Here is a 16,017-nt window from a genome sequence, read left to right as displayed (position 1 = left end):
CACCGTTCGCGGTGCCGCGTTGCCTTCCTGTCCGCCCTCGATCAACTGGAGAAGCCACCATGTCCCGACTACGTTTGCCCGCCCTGCTCGCCGCCGCGTTCGCCGCGCTCATCAGCACTCAATCCCCCGCCGCGCAGAAAGACCACTTCAGCGTCTGCTGGACGATCTATGCCGGCTGGATGCCATGGGAATACGCCGGCAGCCAGGGCATCGTCGACAAATGGGCGAAGAAGTACGGGATCAAGATTGATGTCGTGCAACTCAACGATTACGTCGAGTCGATCAACCAGTACACCGCCGGTCAGTTCGATGGCTGCACCATGACCAACATGGATGCGCTGACCATTCCGGCCGCCGGTGGCGTCGACAGCACCGCGCTGATCGTCAGCGATTTCTCCAACGGCAACGACGGCATCGTCCTCAAGGGCGAAGGCAAGAAAGTCGCCGACCTCAAGGGCATGGACGTCAACCTGGTCGAACTGTCGGTCTCGCATTACCTGCTGGCCCGCGCGCTGGACTCGGTGGACCTGACCGAGAAAGACCTGAAAGTGGTCAACACCTCCGACGCCGACATTTCCGCCGCCTTCAACACCGAGCAGGTCAACGCCGTCACCACCTGGAACCCGATGCTCTCGGACATCAAGGCCAAACCCGGTGTGACCGAAGTCTTCAACTCCAGCCAGATCCCCGGCGAAATCATGGACATGATGGTGGTCAACAGCGCCACCCTCAAAGACAACCCGGCGCTGGGCAAGGCGCTGACCGGCGCGTGGTTCGAAGTGGTCGACTTGATGAACGCCAAGAACGCGGCGGGCAAAGCCGCACTTGAGCACATGGCAAAAGCCTCGGGTACCGATCTGGCCGGATTCCAGGCGCAACTGGACACCACCAAACTGTTCGCCACACCGAAAGAAGCCCTGGCGTTCGCCACCAGCAAGCAACTGCCGGAAACCATGCGCAGGGTCGCCGAGTTTTCGTTCCAGCACGGTTTGCTCGGTGAAGGCGCGAAAGACACCAGCGCGGTCGGCATGGCGTTCGCCAACGGCGTGACCAGCGGCGACACCGGCAACCTCAAGCTGCGTTTCGATCCGACCTACGTGCAGATGGCCGCCGACGCCAAGCTGTAAGCCACGGAGGATTTGGCCATGCGCCTGATCAATCGCCACCCGGATCGCCCGAGTCGCCTGTTGCTGGTGATCCTGCCGTTCGCCCTGGTGCTGTTCGCCTACTTCATGGGCTCGGCCGAGCGCTTGGCGGACAACCCCAACGACAAACTGCTGCCCAGCGCGGTGCAGATGACCGATGCGGTGAAACGCCTGGCCTTCAACGCCGACAGCCGCACCGGTGAATACCTGCTCTGGCAGGACACCGCGTCGAGCCTGCAACGCCTGGCCACCGGCCTCGGCATCGCGGCGCTGGCCGGGTTGTGCCTGGGCATGGCGGCCGGCACCCTGCCGCTGTTCGGCGCACCGCTCTCGCCATTGCTGACGGTGTTGTCGATGGTGCCGCCACTGGCGATCCTGCCGATTCTGTTCATCGTCTTCGGCCTCGGCGAGCTGTCGAAAGTGATGCTGATCGTGATCGGTATCACCCCGGCCCTGGCCCGTGATCTGGAACAGCGCGCGCGGGACATCCCCGTCGAACTGCTGATCAAGGCCCAGACCCTCGGCGCCTCGACCTGGACATTGATGCTGCGTGTGGTTCTGCCGCAACTGTTGCCGCGCCTGCTGATCTCGCTGCGGCTGATGCTCGGTTCGGCGTGGCTGTTCCTGATCGCCGCCGAAGCCATCGCCTCCACCGACGGTCTGGGCTACCGGATTTTCCTCGTGCGCCGTTACCTGGCGATGGACGTGATCCTGCCGTACGTGGTCTGGATCACCCTGCTTGCCTGGCTGATGGATTGGGCTCTCAAATACCTGACCCGTCGGGCATTCCCCTGGTATGAGGGGGCCGCCAAATGAGCTTCATCACGGTGAAAAACGTCTGGCAGCAATACGCCGACCAGGTGGTGCTGGAAGGCTTGAACCTCAGCGTCAACGAGGGCGAGTTCTGCACGCTGGTCGGTGCCTCGGGCTGCGGCAAGTCGACCTTCCTGCGCCTGCTGCTGGGTCAGGAAACCGCCAGTCGCGGCGAGATTCTGCTCGACGGTCAGCCACTGGCGCGCGAGCCGGATGCGAGCCGTGGCGTGGTGTTCCAGCGCTACTCGGTGTTCCCACACCTGAGCGTACTGGACAACGTCGCCCTCGGCCTCGAACTGCCTCGCGCGCCACTGCTTGGACGTCTGTTCGGCGGCGCCAAACGGGACGCCCGCGAACAGGCCTGGGCGCTGCTGCACAAAGTCGGCCTCGGCCATGCGCTGGACAAGTACCCGGCGCAACTGTCCGGCGGCATGCAACAGCGGTTGGCGATCGCCCAGGCGTTGATCATGAAGCCGCGAGTGTTGCTGCTCGACGAACCGTTCGGTGCGCTCGATCCGGGCATTCGCAAGGACATGCACGCGCTGCTGCTGGAGCTGTGGCGCGAGACGCAACTGACGGTGTTCATGGTCACCCACGACCTGTCCGAAGGTTTCAGCCTCGGCACCCGTTTGCTGGTGTTCGACAAGGTCCGCCTCGACCCGCACGCCCCCGGCGCCTATGGCGCCCGCATCACCTACGACATCCCTTTGAACAGTGACCGACGCGCCCAACGCGCCGCCGTCGACGCCCTGCCCGCCGAGCTGGCCGGCACGCTTCGTATTGCCTGAGAGGACTGCTCCCATGACTGATTCGACCCAACTGTTTCCACCCTTCGCCGAGGAAACCCTGCCCGGTGGCGGCCACCGTTCCTTCGTCCTGAAACGCGGCCAGCTGCTGCGCCTGACCGACCTGCGCGGTGGGGCCAACGTCAGCCTGACCCTGCTCAACGCCAACGAGAAAACCGAGCGCCTGAACCTGCCCGACAGCCTCAAGTGCCAACACACCGCCAAGCTGACCGCAGGCCATTGCCTGTACTCGGACATGGGCCGGGTGCTGGCGGCAATCACCGCAGACACTTGTGGCTGGAGCGACAGCCTCGGCGGCGTGCTGTGCGCTGAAGAGGTCGCGGAAAAATACGGCCAGGGCCGCTATCAGGAACTGCGCAACGGCTTCTTTCGCAACGGCACCGACAACCTGCTGGTGGAACTGGGCAAGTGGGGCCTGGGCCTGTCCGACCTGCTGATGACCCTCAACCTGTTCAGCCGGGTCAACGTCGATGAAACCGGGCGCTTCCATTTCGTCGAAGGCCATTCGAAGGCCGGCGATCACATCGAGCTGTACGCACCGATGGACACCCTCGTCGTCCTCACTGCCCTGCAACACCCGATGGACCCGTCGCCCGACTACGCGCCAAAACCGTTGAAGCTGAGCTGGATGAACGCCGACGCCAGCGTCGCCGAGCACTGCCGTATCTCGCGCCCGGAGAACGAGCGCGGATTTATCAACACCGACCGTTTGTTTGCCTGAGGATCATCGCCATGTCAGTTGCTATCGCCACTTCGCAAAAACAACCCGACACCGCGGTGTACCGCGCCACCATTCCTGCCGGCGAACCCTGGCTGATGGAGGTCAAGGCCGGCCAGACCCTGCGCATCCTCGACCTGGAAGGCAATCAGGCGGTCGATACGCTGTTCTACAGCCTCGCCAATCCCCGTGAACGCTATGACGTGCAACGCACATTGCGCCGCCAGAACAGCGTTTACCTGAGCACCGGCAGCGTTTTGTATTCCAACCTTGGCAACCCGATGCTGACGATCATCGCCGACACCTGCGGCCGCCACGACACCCTCGGCGGCGCCTGCGCGCAGGAGAGCAACACCGTGCGCTACGCCCTGGAAAAACGCTACATGCACAGCTGCCGCGACAATTACCTGCGCGCCTGTGCCCACGACGGGCGCCTGAGCAAAGGTGATATCGGGCCGAACATCAATTTCTTCATGAACGTACCGGTGACCGCCGACGGCGGCCTGACCTTCGAGGACGGGATCTCCGCGCCGGGCAAGTACGTCGACCTGCGCGCCGAGATGGACGTGATCGTGCTGATCTCCAATTGCCCTCAACTGAACAACCCGTGCAACGCCTACAACCCGACGCCTGCGGAGTTACTGGTATGGAACTGACATTCGTCCGTCTGCGCCGTTGGCTTTTCGCCCTGTGCCAGGCCCGTTCCGGCCAGTGTCTGAAATCCCCAAAACACCCCTGAACCCTGTGGGAGCTGGCTTGCCAGCGATGGCGTCGGCACAGCCAACATTGATGATGACTGACACACCGCCATCGCGGGCAAGCCCGCTCCCACAAGGTCAATGGTGACTTTCGAATTGTGATTTTGCCGTCGGGGACGACCCCGGCGCTCATCGAAAAACTGCGGGACGGCCCGCATCCCCTTCAGGGGTTTTGCCATGTTCAAAAAAGTCCTGATTGCCAACCGTGGCGCGATTGCCTGCCGCATCCTGCGCACCTTGCGTGAACTGCACGTTGAAGGCGTCGCGGTGTACTCCGAAGCCGATGCCGCCAGCCTGCACATCCTGCAAGCGGACGAAGCCCACAGCCTCGGTGAAGGCGCAGCGGCCGGCACTTATCTGGCCGTCGAAAAAATCCTTGCCATCGCCAAAGCCAGCGGCGCCACCGCGATCCACCCAGGCTACGGGTTCCTCTCGGAAAACGCCGCGTTCGCCGAAGCCTGCGCCAACCACGGCATTGCCTTCATCGGCCCGACACCGGAACAACTGCGGGTGTTCGGCCTCAAGCACACTGCACGGGCCCTGGCCAAACAGCACGGCGTGCCGATGCTCGAAGGCACCGAACTGCTCGACAGCCTCGACGCCGCGCTGATTGCCGGCGCGCAGGTCGGTTATCCGGTGATGCTCAAAAGCACCGCTGGGGGCGGTGGCATCGGCATGCGCGTGTGCCGTAACGCCAGCGAACTGAGCGAGTCGTTCGAGGCGGTGAAGCGTCTCGGCCAGAACAATTTCAGCGACGCCGGGGTGTTCATCGAGAAGTACATCCAGCGTGCGCGGCATCTGGAAGTCCAGGTGTTCGGCGACGGCCATGGCGAAGTGATCGCCCTTGGCGTGCGCGACTGCTCGGTGCAGCGGCGCAATCAGAAAGTCCTCGAGGAAACCCCGGCACCGAACCTGCCCGACGGCATGGCGGATGAGCTGTGCGCGGCGGCGATCAAACTGGCCAAAGCAGTGAATTACCGCAGCGCCGGCACCGTCGAATTCGTTTTCGACAGCGATGCGCAGCGCTTCTATTTTCTGGAAGTGAACACCCGGTTGCAGGTTGAGCACGGCGTCACCGAACAGGTGTGGGGCGTTGATCTGGTGCGCTGGATGATTGAACTGGCGGCGGGAGATCTGCCGCCGCTGAGCACATTGTTTGAGGGCCTGAAACCGGACGGCCACGCGATTCAGGCGCGACTGTACGCGGAGGATCCGGGGCGCGATTTCCAGCCGAGCCCAGGGCTGCTGACCGCTGTGGAATTTCCTGCGGCCAACGGTATTCAACTGCGCATCGACACCTGGGTCGAGGCTGGCTGCGAGATCCCGCCCTACTTCGATCCGATGATCGCCAAAGTCATCAGTTGGGCGCCAACCCGCGAACAGGCCCGCGCCGAACTGCACCAGGCCCTCGGCGACAGCCTGCTGTACGGCGTGGAAACCAACCGCGATTACCTGCGGCAGATTCTGCTAGATACGCCGTTTGCCAGCGGTCAGCCCTGGACCCGTTGCCTGGAAGGTCTGGTGTACCGGGCCAACACGTTTGAAGTGCTGAGCGCCGGCACCCAGACCAGCGTCCAGGACTACCCCGGTCGTCTCGGTTACTGGGCGGTCGGCGTGCCACCCTCGGGGCCGATGGACAGTCGCGCGTTGCGTCTGGGCAATCGCTTGCTGGGCAATGCCGAAGGCGCGGCGGCACTGGAAATCACCATGAACGGGCCGCTGCTGCGCTTCAATTGCGACGCGGTGGTAGCGGTGACCGGAGCACCGTTGGCGCTGACCCTCGACGGCGAAGCGGTGCCGATGAACACCGCGCTGTTGATTGAAGCGGGCAGCCAGTTACATCTCGGCGGTTTGCTCGACGCCGGCGCCCGCAGCTACCTGTGCCTGCGCGGCGGCCTGCAGGTGCCGGACTATCTGGGCAGCAAAAGCACCTTCACCCTCGGTCAGTTCGGCGGTCATGGCGGGCGAGCCCTGCGTGCCGGGGACGTGCTGCACCTGGCCCCACTGAGCGACCGAAGCGCCGGGCAGACCCTGGCACCCCATCAGGTCAGCGAATTACCTGCCGTGCGCCGGATCCGCGTCATCTACGGCCCCCATGGCGCGCCTGAATACTTCACTGAAAACTACATCGGCACCTTTTTCGCCACGCAATGGGAAGTGCATTTCAACTCCAGCCGCACCGGCGTGCGCCTGATCGGGCCGAAACCGGAATGGGTGCGCGCCGACGGCGGCGAGGCCGGGCTGCATCCGTCGAACATCCACGACAATCCCTACGCCATCGGTGCGGTGGACTTCACCGGCGACATGCCAGTAATCCTCGGCCCGGATGGCCCGAGCCTTGGCGGTTTCGTGTGCCCGGTGACGGTGATCGAGGCCGATCTGTGGCAACTGGGTCAACTCAAGGCCGGGGACAAAGTGCAGTTCGTGCCCGTCGATCTCAAGACCGCACGCGATCTCGCCCTCAAATGGGACACCTGTGGGAGCTGGCTTGCCAGCGATGGGGCCCGAGCAGACACCGCGTCAACTTCATCGCTGGCAAGCCCGCTCCCACAGGCCCTGGTTTCGCCTGTGGTTCTGGAATTGGGTCAGGACGACAAGCGGCTGGTCGGCCGTGTGTCCGGCGATACCCATCTGCTGCTGGAAATAGGTGCGCCGGAACTGGATCTGGTCCTGCGCTTTCGCGCCCATGCCCTGATGCAGGCGCTGGAAGGCAAAAACCTGCACGGCGTGATCGACCTGACACCGGGCATTCGTTCGCTGCAGATCCACTACCAGCCCGAACAATTGCCGCTGGCCGATCTGCTCGGCATCGTCGCCGGTGAATGGGATGCGGTGTGCGCCGCCCAGGACTTGCAAGTACCGTCGCGCATCGTCCATCTGCCGCTGTCCTGGGACGATCCGGCCTGCCAGTTGGCGATCGAGAAATACATGACCACCGTGCGCAAGGACGCGCCGTGGTGCCCGAGCAATCTGGAGTTCATCCGCCGCATCAACGACCTGCCGAATCTCGACGAGGTGCAGCGCACGGTGTTCGATGCCAGCTATCTGGTGATGGGCCTGGGTGACGTCTACCTCGGTGCGCCGGTCGCCACCCCGCTCGACCCGCGCCATCGGCTGGTGACCACCAAATACAACCCGGCGCGCACCTGGACCGCCGAGAACTCGGTGGGCATCGGCGGCGCCTACATGTGCGTGTACGGCATGGAAGGCCCCGGCGGTTACCAGTTTGTCGGGCGCACCTTGCAGATGTGGAACCGCTATCGCGAAGTCGCCGCGTTCGACGGCAAACCGTGGCTGCTGCGGTTTTTCGATCAGATCCGTTTCTACCCGGTCAGCGCCGAAGAACTGCTGCGTATCCGCCGGGATTTTCCCCTCGGGCGTTTCGACCTGAACATCGAACAGAGCCAGCTCAACCTCGCCGACTACCAGGCCTTTCTGCAACGCGAAGCCGAGACCATCGACGCCTTCCGAACGCAGCAACAGGGTGCCTTCCAGGCTGAGCGCGAACGTTGGATCGCCAGTGGCCAGGCGCACTTCGACAGCGAAGAAGCCGTGCCGGGCAGCAGCGAAGACACACCGCTGACCAGCGGCCAGCAGAGTATCGACAGCCACATTGCCGGCAATCTCTGGCAGGTGCAGGTCGAGGTCGGCAGCCGCGTGGCGGCCGGTGATGTGCTGGTGATTCTGGAGTCGATGAAGATGGAAATCCCCGTGCTCGCGCCCATGGCCGGGGTGGTGCAGGACATTCGCGTGCAGCCGGGATCGGCGGTGCGTGCCGGACAACGGGTCGTGGTGCTGGAACTCGACTGAAACCATTTGCCAAAGGATCAACCCATGAATCTGCAACTCGATGCCCTGCGCCAGGCCTACCGCAATGGCGACACCACACCCCGGCAATTGCTGTTGGCGTTGCGGGAAAAAGCCGCTGCGCTGAACCCGGACTATCACCTGTTCATCCATCTGCTCAGCGCCGAAGAACTGGAGCCGTATCTGGCCGCCCTCGACGGTCGCGATCTCGACAGCCTGCCGTTGTATGGCGTGCCGTTTGCGATCAAGGACAACATTGATCTGGCCGGTGTCCCGACCACCGCTGCATGCCCGGCGTTCGCCTACGTACCGGAGCGTTCGGCGACCATCGTCGAGCAGCTGCTGGCGCTGGGCGCGATTCCGCTGGGCAAGACCAACCTCGACCAGTTCGCCACCGGCCTCAACGGCAGCCGTTCGCCTTACGGCGCCTGCCCGAACAGCGTGTTGCCGGAGTATCCGTCGGGCGGCTCCAGCGCCGGTTCGTCATTGGCCGTGGCGCTCGGTGTAGCCAGTTTCGCGTTGGGCACCGACACCGCCGGCTCCGGCCGGGTGCCGGCGGCGTTGAACAATCTGGTGGGACTGAAGGCCAGCAAAGGCCTGATTTCCACCGCCGGCGTGCTGCCGGCCTGTCGCACGCTGGACTGCGTCACCACGTTCACCGCAACGGCCCGGGAAGCCAGTCAGCTGCTGGCGCTGACCGCGCGCCTCGATCCGAGGGACGAATACAGCCGCAGCAATCCGTCATGGAACGACGGCACCGCGTTCGGCGCGCCACGGCCGTTTCGCTTCGGTGTACCGCGTGCGCGAGACCTGGCGTTTTTCGGCTGTGAGGAAGGCCCGCGGCTGTTCGGCGATGCCATCGACCGTCTGAAAGCTCTGGGCGGTGAAGCGGTCGAACTGGACCTGTCGCCGTTCCTCGAAGCGGCGCGGTTGCTCTATGAAGGGCCGTGGGTGGCCGAGCGCTACAGCGTGGCCGGCGAGTTGATGGAAGAAAATCCCGAAGCAGTGCTGCCGGTGATCCGCGCGGTGCTGGCCAAAGCACCGGCCGTCAGCGGCGTGCAGACGTTCCGCGCGCAATATCGCCTGCAAGCGCTGAAAGCCGTTTGCGATAAAGCACTGGAAGGACTCGACTGCGTGCTCACGCCCACCATCGGTCGTCCGGTGACGCTGGCGGAACTCGACGCCGAACCGGTGCTGCGCAATTCCGAACTGGGCTACTACACCAACTTCATGAACCTGCTCGATTACGCTGCCGTCGCCGTGCCCAGCGGTTTCATGGCCAACGGGCTGCCGTGGGGTGTAACGCTGTTTGGCCGAGCGTTCACCGATCAGTATCTGCTGGGCGTGGCCGATGCCTTGCAGCGCCAGCAGGATCCCGCGCTGCCGACGCCGAACAACCCGGCGCGCCATGACCGTGCACGACTGGTGGTCTGCGGTGCGCATCTGGACGGACTGGCCCTGAACTGGCAGTTGCGGCAACGCGGCGCACGCCTGATCGAGGCCACCTACAGCTCGAAGAACTACAAACTCTATGCCCTGGCCGGCGGCCCGCCGTTGCGCCCGGGCATGCTGCGCGTGGCCGAAGGCGGCGTGGCCATCGCAGTGGAAGTCTGGGAGTTGCCGAGCCGTGAGCTGGGCTCGTTCCTGACCGGCATCCCGGCGCCGCTGGGTCTGGGCAAGGTACAACTGGCGGATGGCCGCTGGGAAAGCGGATTCATCTGCGAACCCTACGGCCTGGAAGGTGCAACCGACATCAGCCATTTGGGTGGGTGGCGAGCGTATCTGCAAACCGGAAACTGATCCGAACAGCGGCCCCCTCTCGTTCCGGGAGGGGGCTGGATGAGTGAGCCATTCTCCAGACACCCCTGCCCGGCTGATCCCCCCGCATTTCAGGCACAAATCCCGCAGTCTTTTCCCCGCCGTGCCACTAGAATGCTGCCCATCGGGTCACTGTCAACGGAATTGCCAATGCCGCTCAGATCTGCGTTTCACTCCCAACGTTCGCTGGTACTGACCCTCGTCGCCCTGCTCGGCGCAGGTTTTCTCGCCACCTCGCTGCTCAGCTACTACGCCTCGCGGGCGTCGATCCGCGACAACATCGTCAACACCGAACTGCCGCTAACCTCCGACACGGTCTATTCGGAAATCCAGAAAGACCTGGTCAGACCGATCCTTATTTCTTCGATGATGTCCCGCGACACCTTCATGCGCGACTGGGTGGTGAACGGCGAGAAAGACAGCGACCAGATGACCCGCTACCTCGACGAGGTCATGACCCACTACGGCGCCTACACCGCGTTTTTCGTCTCCAACAGCACCCACACTTACTACCACGCCAAAGGTGTGCTAAAGCAGGTGAAAATCGACGAGCCGCGCGACGCCTGGTACTTTCGTGTGCGCGACATGAAGGATCCATACGAGATCAATGTCGACCCGGATCTGGCCAACAAAGACAACATGACGTTCTTCATCAACTACAAGGTCTACGACTACAACAATCGCTTCATCGGCGCCGCTGGCGTGGGGCTGACGGTGGACGCGGTGATCAAGCTAATCGACAAGTATCAGCAGCGCTATCAACGCAGTGTGTACTTCGTCGACACCTTCGGCCGACTGGTGCTGACCGGCGCCGAGGGCGGGCCGGAAGGGGCGCGGGTCGGGAAAAGCCTGACCGACCTCGACAGCATGAAAAGCCTGGTCAGCCAGCTGCCCAAACCCCACAGCGGCAGCTACGAATATTCCACCCACGGCCAGGGGCATTTCCTCAACGTGCGGTTTATTCCAGAGCTGAACTGGTACTTGTTCGTCGACAAACGCGAAGACGGCGCGCTGAGTGAAATCCGCCAGTCGCTCTATCTCAACCTGCTGATCTGCCTGCTGGTGACGCTGATCGTGCTGGCGCTGGTCAATCGATTGATCAAGCGCTATCAGGACAAGATCCACGCTCAGGCCACCCTCGACAGCCTCACCGAACTTCCCAACCGCCGCGGCTTCGACCTGCTCGCCGTGCAAGCGCTGCACGAAGCGCACCGTGAGCCGAAACCGCTGACCGCGCTGCTGCTGGATCTGGATCACTTCAAGGTTTTGAACGACACCTACGGGCACATGGCCGGCGATCAGGTGCTGATCGGATTCGCCCGGGACCTGCAAAGTTGTCTGCGGCATTCCGACATTGTCTGCCGTTGGGGCGGTGAGGAATTTATCGTGCTGCTGAAGGACACCGACGGCGAGACCGGTCAGAAGATTGCCGAGAAGATCCGCCAGCACGTCGAACAGCATGAATATGCCTACAACGGTCACACCCTGAATCTGACCGTCAGCATCGGCGCCACCACCCTGCAACCGGATGACACCTTGCACAGTCTGCTGTCCCGGGCCGATCATGCGATGTACCGGGCCAAACAGACCGGCCGTAACCGCACCTGCGTGGAAATGCCTCACTCGACCTATGCCTGACGCCAAGAACACACCTGACCTCTGCCCGGCCTGCGGCGCCCGCAACGACTGCACCCTGGCCGACCCGCGCACCGCCGACCGTGCCTGCTGGTGCTACGGTGTTTCCATCGACCCGGCAGTGCTCGAAGCCCTGCCGGCGGAACTGCGCGACAAGTCCTGCCTGTGCCCACGCTGCGCTCAGGTCGAGGCGCAACTGCAAGCGGCCGGGCGGTCGATCCCGTAAGATGCGCGCCCCGCTTCCTGCCAATTCCTGATCATGCGCGTCGACCGTTTCCTGAGTAACCTGCCCCGCTACAACCGTAAACAGGTTCGCCTGTTGCTGGTGGAAAAGCGCGTGCGCATTGACGGAAAAGTCGTCAGCGATCCCCACAGCGAAGTCCTGGAGTTCAGCCGCGTGGAGGTCGACGACGAAGTGCTGCAACCCGGCAAACCGGCGCGCTACTTCATGCTGAACAAACCGCAGGGCTGCGTCAGCGCCACCCGCGATCCCGAACATCCGACCGTGCTCGACCTGATCCACGAACCGGACAAGGATGACCTGCACATCGCCGGGCGTCTGGATTTCAACACCACCGGGCTGATGCTGATCACCAACGACGGCAGCTGGTCGCGGCGCCTGACCCAGCCGCAGACCAAACTGCCGAAGGTCTATTACGTCGAGACCGAACAGGAGATCGGCCCGGAATATGCGATCAAGTTCGCTGAAGGGATCTACTTCGCCTTCGAAGACCTGACCACCCAACCGGCGCAGCTGCAAGTGCTCGGCCCGCGAACGGCGCGGTTGAGCATCGTCGAAGGTCGTTACCATCAGGTGAAGCGCATGTTCGGCCATTTCAACAACAAAGTGCTGCGCCTGCACCGCGAATCCATGGGCCCGCTGGCGCTGGATCACGCGCTAAAACCGGGCGAGTACCGCGCTTTGCGCACCGAAGAGATTCATTTGTTCTAAGCAGCCGACCGCTCAGCAGAAGTTGTCGAACAATTTACCAACGGCACTTGCGCGATCCGGATCCCCCTGCTTGAATCAGGTCGTCGGCCAAATTGTGACCGATGAGTCACACATAACATCCAAGAAACTTTTTGTCGGTAGACAGCCCTCAAGGGCTGCGCCTCAGCCGACAGACTGCCCGCCAATAACAACACCCGTCGACCTGCCGTATCGGATCGACATGGGCCACAAAATTCCAGGCATATGCCTACCTGTCACAAAGCTCGTGCAATCTCATTTGCGCGCATACCCGCTTGCTTGCCAGGAGTCTTATGACATGAGGCCAGAAATCGCTGTGCTGGATATACAGGGTCAGTATCGGGTTTACACGGAGTTCTATCGCGCAGACGCCGCAGAAAAGACCATCATCCTGGTCAACGGCTCGATGGCCACGACTGCGTCGTTTGCACAAACCGTGAAAAATCTGCACCCGCAATTCAACGTGGTTTGCTACGACCAGCCCTACGCGGGCAAGTCGAAAGTCCACAACCGCCACGAGAAACATCTGACGAAAGAAGTCGAAGGTCTGATCCTGCTGGAGCTGATCGATCACTTCGCGGCCGAACACGTGCTGTCGTTCTCCTGGGGTGGCGCCGCGACCATGGTCGCCCTCGCGCATCAGCCTCGGCGCATCGAAAAAGCCGTGATCAGCTCGTTCTCCCCGGTGATCAATGCACACATGCTTGATTACCTCGAACGCGGTGTCGAATGCCTCGGCAAACGCGACGGCGATCGGGTCGGGCACCTCGTCAACGACACCATCGGCAAACACCTGCCGTCGCTGTTCAAGCGCTTCAACTATCGCCACGTCAGCAGCCTGGCCGAGCACGAATACGGGCAGATGCATTTCCACATCAACGACGTGCTGCACAGCGATCGTCAGTGCTATTTGAACGCGGCGAAGAAAATCAACGTACCGGTGCTGTTCCTGAACGGCGAATGGGACGAATACACCGCCGCCGAAGATGCGCGCCTGTTCGGCAACCACGTCGCGCAGAGCACCTTCACCACCCTGCAGGCCACCGGGCACTTCCTCGACATGGAACACAAATCCGCCTGCCGGGACAGCCAGAACGCCCTGCTCGGTTTCCTGAAACCGGCGCAACAGGCCAGCCGAACGCGTTACCAGTTTGTCCAGGATCACCATGCATTGGCCATTTGAAACAGTGTCGTCGCGAGCAAGCCTGCGAGGCTGAGATTCAGCCGTCCTCCAGCCCGCAGCGCTTGCCCGCGATTGACCGGTTTCGGCTCTGTTTCTGGACTTTCCGTAGTTCGCGTGCAAAGAAAACTTCAAATCCGTGGCCGAGTCTGGTACAAAGTCAGCCGCTCTGAGCGGGTGTCGTATAATGGCATTACTCCAGCTTCCCAAGCTGATAACGAGGGTTCGATTCCCTTCACCCGCTCCAATCGAATTTATGTCCTGCGTTGTGGTTTGACGGGGGATGCGCAAACAGAAAAACCGGCCTGCAGGGCCGGTTTTTTTATGCCTCGGATTTGGCAGCGAGCAAGCCAGCCTTGAACCATTCAGAAACAACACGTTGATTGAATTCCCCCCGTCTGCGCTTACGCTCCTGACAGTCAGTCACTCATGTCGTGAGCGCTTGTTATCGAAGCGTTCGGCTTCAAGGGAGATATCCGCATTTCTTCCCGGCTGCTTCTCGGCCAGAGACGATCAAGGGTATGCGATTGCAATGGTTTCGATGGAGTGCTCAACGTAAAGCCAAGCTGAAGCGGTTTGAACACCGACAATTTAATTCTGCACAATTGTGGTTTATCAGCATTAATCGCAGTTAACCCATATCAAAATGGAGTTAACTGATTTGACGCAATGAAGGTTAACTCTATAATTTTGGGTATTAACCGACCTTTATGCGACATAAGGCACACCATGCTGGAATTAAGCCTCAGCAAACCAAGCGAGATCGTCAAACGGCTCTGCCAACGCCTGCGCACAGAGCGGATAGCCCTGCAGATGACGCAAGCCGATGTGGCTGCTCGCGCCGGTGTCGGCACCAATACGGTGGCCAACCTTGAAGCCGGGCGGAATGTCAGTTTCGAAACCGTAGTCCGAGTGGCCATGGTTGTGGGGCGCGTCCAGGAAATCGAAGACCTGTTCTTGCCAAAACTGGACAGCCTGGACGACATCCTTCGTTACGAAGACAGCTCCAGGCGTCAGCGCATAAAAAGGAAATCAGGAAATGCTTGAACAAGTGGACGTCTACTACGATGGCTGGGGTGAACACTGGCGGTGGGGCACGCTCGTTTCCACGACGGCTATCACCGGTCGCCCACTGATCGTGTTCGAGTACAGCGACGAGGCAAAGAACAGAGGCCTGGAATTGTCGGCGTACAGACTTCCATTGGAAGGCCCCAAGTTACGGCGGGACTTTCCGCTCCATCAATTGGGTTTGCCTGGACCGGTCTACGATGCGCTGCCGGATGGCTGGGGCATGCTGCTGATGGATCGCTTGTTCAAGCGGCGCGGCCTTAATTCCGCACGCATCGGCCCACTCGAGCGCCTCGCTTACATCGGCAACAATGCCATGGGCGCAATGTCATTCGAGCCGGTGGCACCCGAGGCGCTGGAGCCGCAAGTTGAGGTCTCCATTGATCTGCTGGCTGCCGAGGTGCAGGAAGTCCTCAAGGGTGAGGGTGGCGAGTTCTTGCAACAGCTGTTGCTGGTGGGTGGATCTCCGCAGGGTGCCAGACCAAAAGCCTTGGTCTATCGCGATCCGAGAACAGGCATCTTTACCACCATAGCCAGATCAGGCTTCGAGGCCTGGCTGGTCAAGTTTCCCGCCCGGCAGGAGCACCCCGAGGTATGTGCCATCGAAATGGTCTACGCCGAATGCTTGCGGATGTGTGGAATAAAGACACCTGAAACTCAGTACTTCAGCCTGCCGAACGGGCTGGCAGCGTTTGCTACCAGACGCTTTGATCGCGAAGACGACTTACGCGTGCCGATGCAAAGTCTCGCGGCCTTCACTGCCGCCGACTTCCAGAATGCCGGTGCGCTGGACTACGTCAACTTCTTGCGTGCGACCCATCTCTGCACCAATGACGTACGAGAGAAAGCGCTCGCGTTTGAGCGTGTAATCTTCAACGTCGCGTTCAACAACCGCGATGACCACCCGAAGAACTTCGCCTACATCATGTCTAAATCGGGCCAATGGACGCTGGCGCCCGCCTACGATGTGACCTTCTGTGAGGGTCCCGGCGGATACCACCAGATGGACGTTATGGGCGAAGCATTGGAGATCGGACGAAAAGCCATGCTCGACCTTGCAGAGGAAGCGGAAGTATCGGCTGAAACGGCCGACGGCATCATCAACCGATTCTGCGAGGTGGCTGATCAGTTCGCGACCATGGCAGAAACGATGTACCCCGGCGTCATCACTCAGGACACGTTGCAGACTATCCAGAAACGAATCGATGAAAACGTCGAGCGACTTCGCTGAGATTGCTCTGCCAAAGCGCCAAAATGAAAAAACCGGTCGCGATGACCGGTTTTTTTATGCCTGCCAGA

General features: G+C 61.7%; 13 protein-coding genes and 1 tRNA gene. All 14 read left to right on the top strand.

From position 1 onward, the window contains the following. Positions 1-59 precede the first annotated feature (59 nt). The 14 genes from CAF77_RS20815 to CAF77_RS20750 all read left to right on the top strand — a co-directional run bounded on the left by CAF77_RS20815 (position 60) and on the right by CAF77_RS20750 (position 15,949). Positions 60-1,127: a putative urea ABC transporter substrate-binding protein gene (locus tag CAF77_RS20815; protein ID WP_085655521.1), complete on the top strand. Its 1,068-nt coding sequence runs from the start codon at positions 60-62 to the stop codon at positions 1,125-1,127. A gap of 18 nt (positions 1,128-1,145) precedes the next feature. Continuing rightward, on the top strand, positions 1,146-1,961 hold the full coding sequence (locus tag CAF77_RS20810) for an ABC transporter permease (RefSeq protein ID WP_085655522.1): 816 nt from the start codon (positions 1,146-1,148) through the stop codon (positions 1,959-1,961). Next, positions 1,958-2,746, top strand: a complete 789-nt coding sequence (locus CAF77_RS20805; RefSeq protein WP_085655523.1) for an ABC transporter ATP-binding protein — start codon at positions 1,958-1,960, stop codon at positions 2,744-2,746. Before CAF77_RS20810 ends, CAF77_RS20805 begins: the two co-directional genes overlap by 4 nt. Before the next feature lie 13 nt (positions 2,747-2,759). Further along, positions 2,760-3,485 carry an urea amidolyase associated protein UAAP1 gene (locus CAF77_RS20800; protein ID WP_085655524.1) on the top strand — a complete coding sequence of 242 codons (726 nt, stop codon included), beginning with the start codon at positions 2,760-2,762 and terminating at the stop codon, positions 3,483-3,485. Positions 3,486-3,496: 11 nt separating this feature from the next. Continuing rightward, positions 3,497-4,138, top strand: a complete 642-nt coding sequence (locus CAF77_RS20795) for an urea amidolyase associated protein UAAP2 (RefSeq protein ID WP_085655525.1) — start codon at positions 3,497-3,499, stop codon at positions 4,136-4,138. 279 nt (positions 4,139-4,417) lie between these two features. Further along, positions 4,418-8,050: an urea carboxylase gene (gene uca / locus CAF77_RS20790; protein ID WP_085655526.1), complete on the top strand. Its 3,633-nt coding sequence runs from the start codon at positions 4,418-4,420 to the stop codon at positions 8,048-8,050. Between the two features lie 24 nt (positions 8,051-8,074). Next, positions 8,075-9,847: an allophanate hydrolase gene (atzF, locus tag CAF77_RS20785; RefSeq protein WP_085655527.1), complete on the top strand. Its 1,773-nt coding sequence runs from the start codon at positions 8,075-8,077 to the stop codon at positions 9,845-9,847. A 168-nt stretch (positions 9,848-10,015) separates the two neighbouring features. Next, entirely contained in the window at positions 10,016-11,503 is a 1,488-nt protein-coding gene (locus tag CAF77_RS20780; protein WP_085655528.1) for a sensor domain-containing diguanylate cyclase, read from the top strand. Next, complete coding sequence (locus tag CAF77_RS20775) at positions 11,496-11,726, top strand: cysteine-rich CWC family protein (protein WP_085655529.1); 231 nt, start codon at positions 11,496-11,498, stop codon at positions 11,724-11,726. The genes CAF77_RS20780 and CAF77_RS20775 overlap by 8 nt, the downstream gene beginning before the upstream one ends. 33 nt (positions 11,727-11,759) lie before the next feature. Continuing rightward, positions 11,760-12,452, top strand: coding sequence for a pseudouridine synthase (locus tag CAF77_RS20770; RefSeq protein ID WP_011332880.1), 693 nt, complete (start codon positions 11,760-11,762; stop codon positions 12,450-12,452). 316 nt (positions 12,453-12,768) lie between these two features. Continuing rightward, entirely contained in the window at positions 12,769-13,653 is an 885-nt protein-coding gene (locus tag CAF77_RS20765; protein ID WP_011332879.1) for an alpha/beta fold hydrolase, read from the top strand. Between the two features lie 170 nt (positions 13,654-13,823). Continuing rightward, positions 13,824-13,897 (top strand) — tRNA-Gly (locus tag CAF77_RS20760). 482 nt (positions 13,898-14,379) lie between these two features. Next, entirely contained in the window at positions 14,380-14,697 is a 318-nt protein-coding gene (locus CAF77_RS20755; RefSeq protein ID WP_064384151.1) for a helix-turn-helix transcriptional regulator, read from the top strand. Further along, positions 14,690-15,949, top strand: coding sequence for a type II toxin-antitoxin system HipA family toxin (locus tag CAF77_RS20750; protein WP_085655530.1), 1,260 nt, complete (start codon positions 14,690-14,692; stop codon positions 15,947-15,949). Before CAF77_RS20755 ends, CAF77_RS20750 begins: the two co-directional genes overlap by 8 nt. Positions 15,950-16,017 lie beyond the last annotated feature (68 nt).

The sequence above is a fragment of the Pseudomonas sp. R15(2017) genome, assembly GCF_002112685.1.
GTDB lineage: Bacteria > Pseudomonadota > Gammaproteobacteria > Pseudomonadales > Pseudomonadaceae > Aquipseudomonas > Aquipseudomonas glycinae.
The sequence above is the reverse complement of the archived record's forward strand: the minus strand, read 5'-3'. Positions and strand labels throughout refer to the sequence as shown.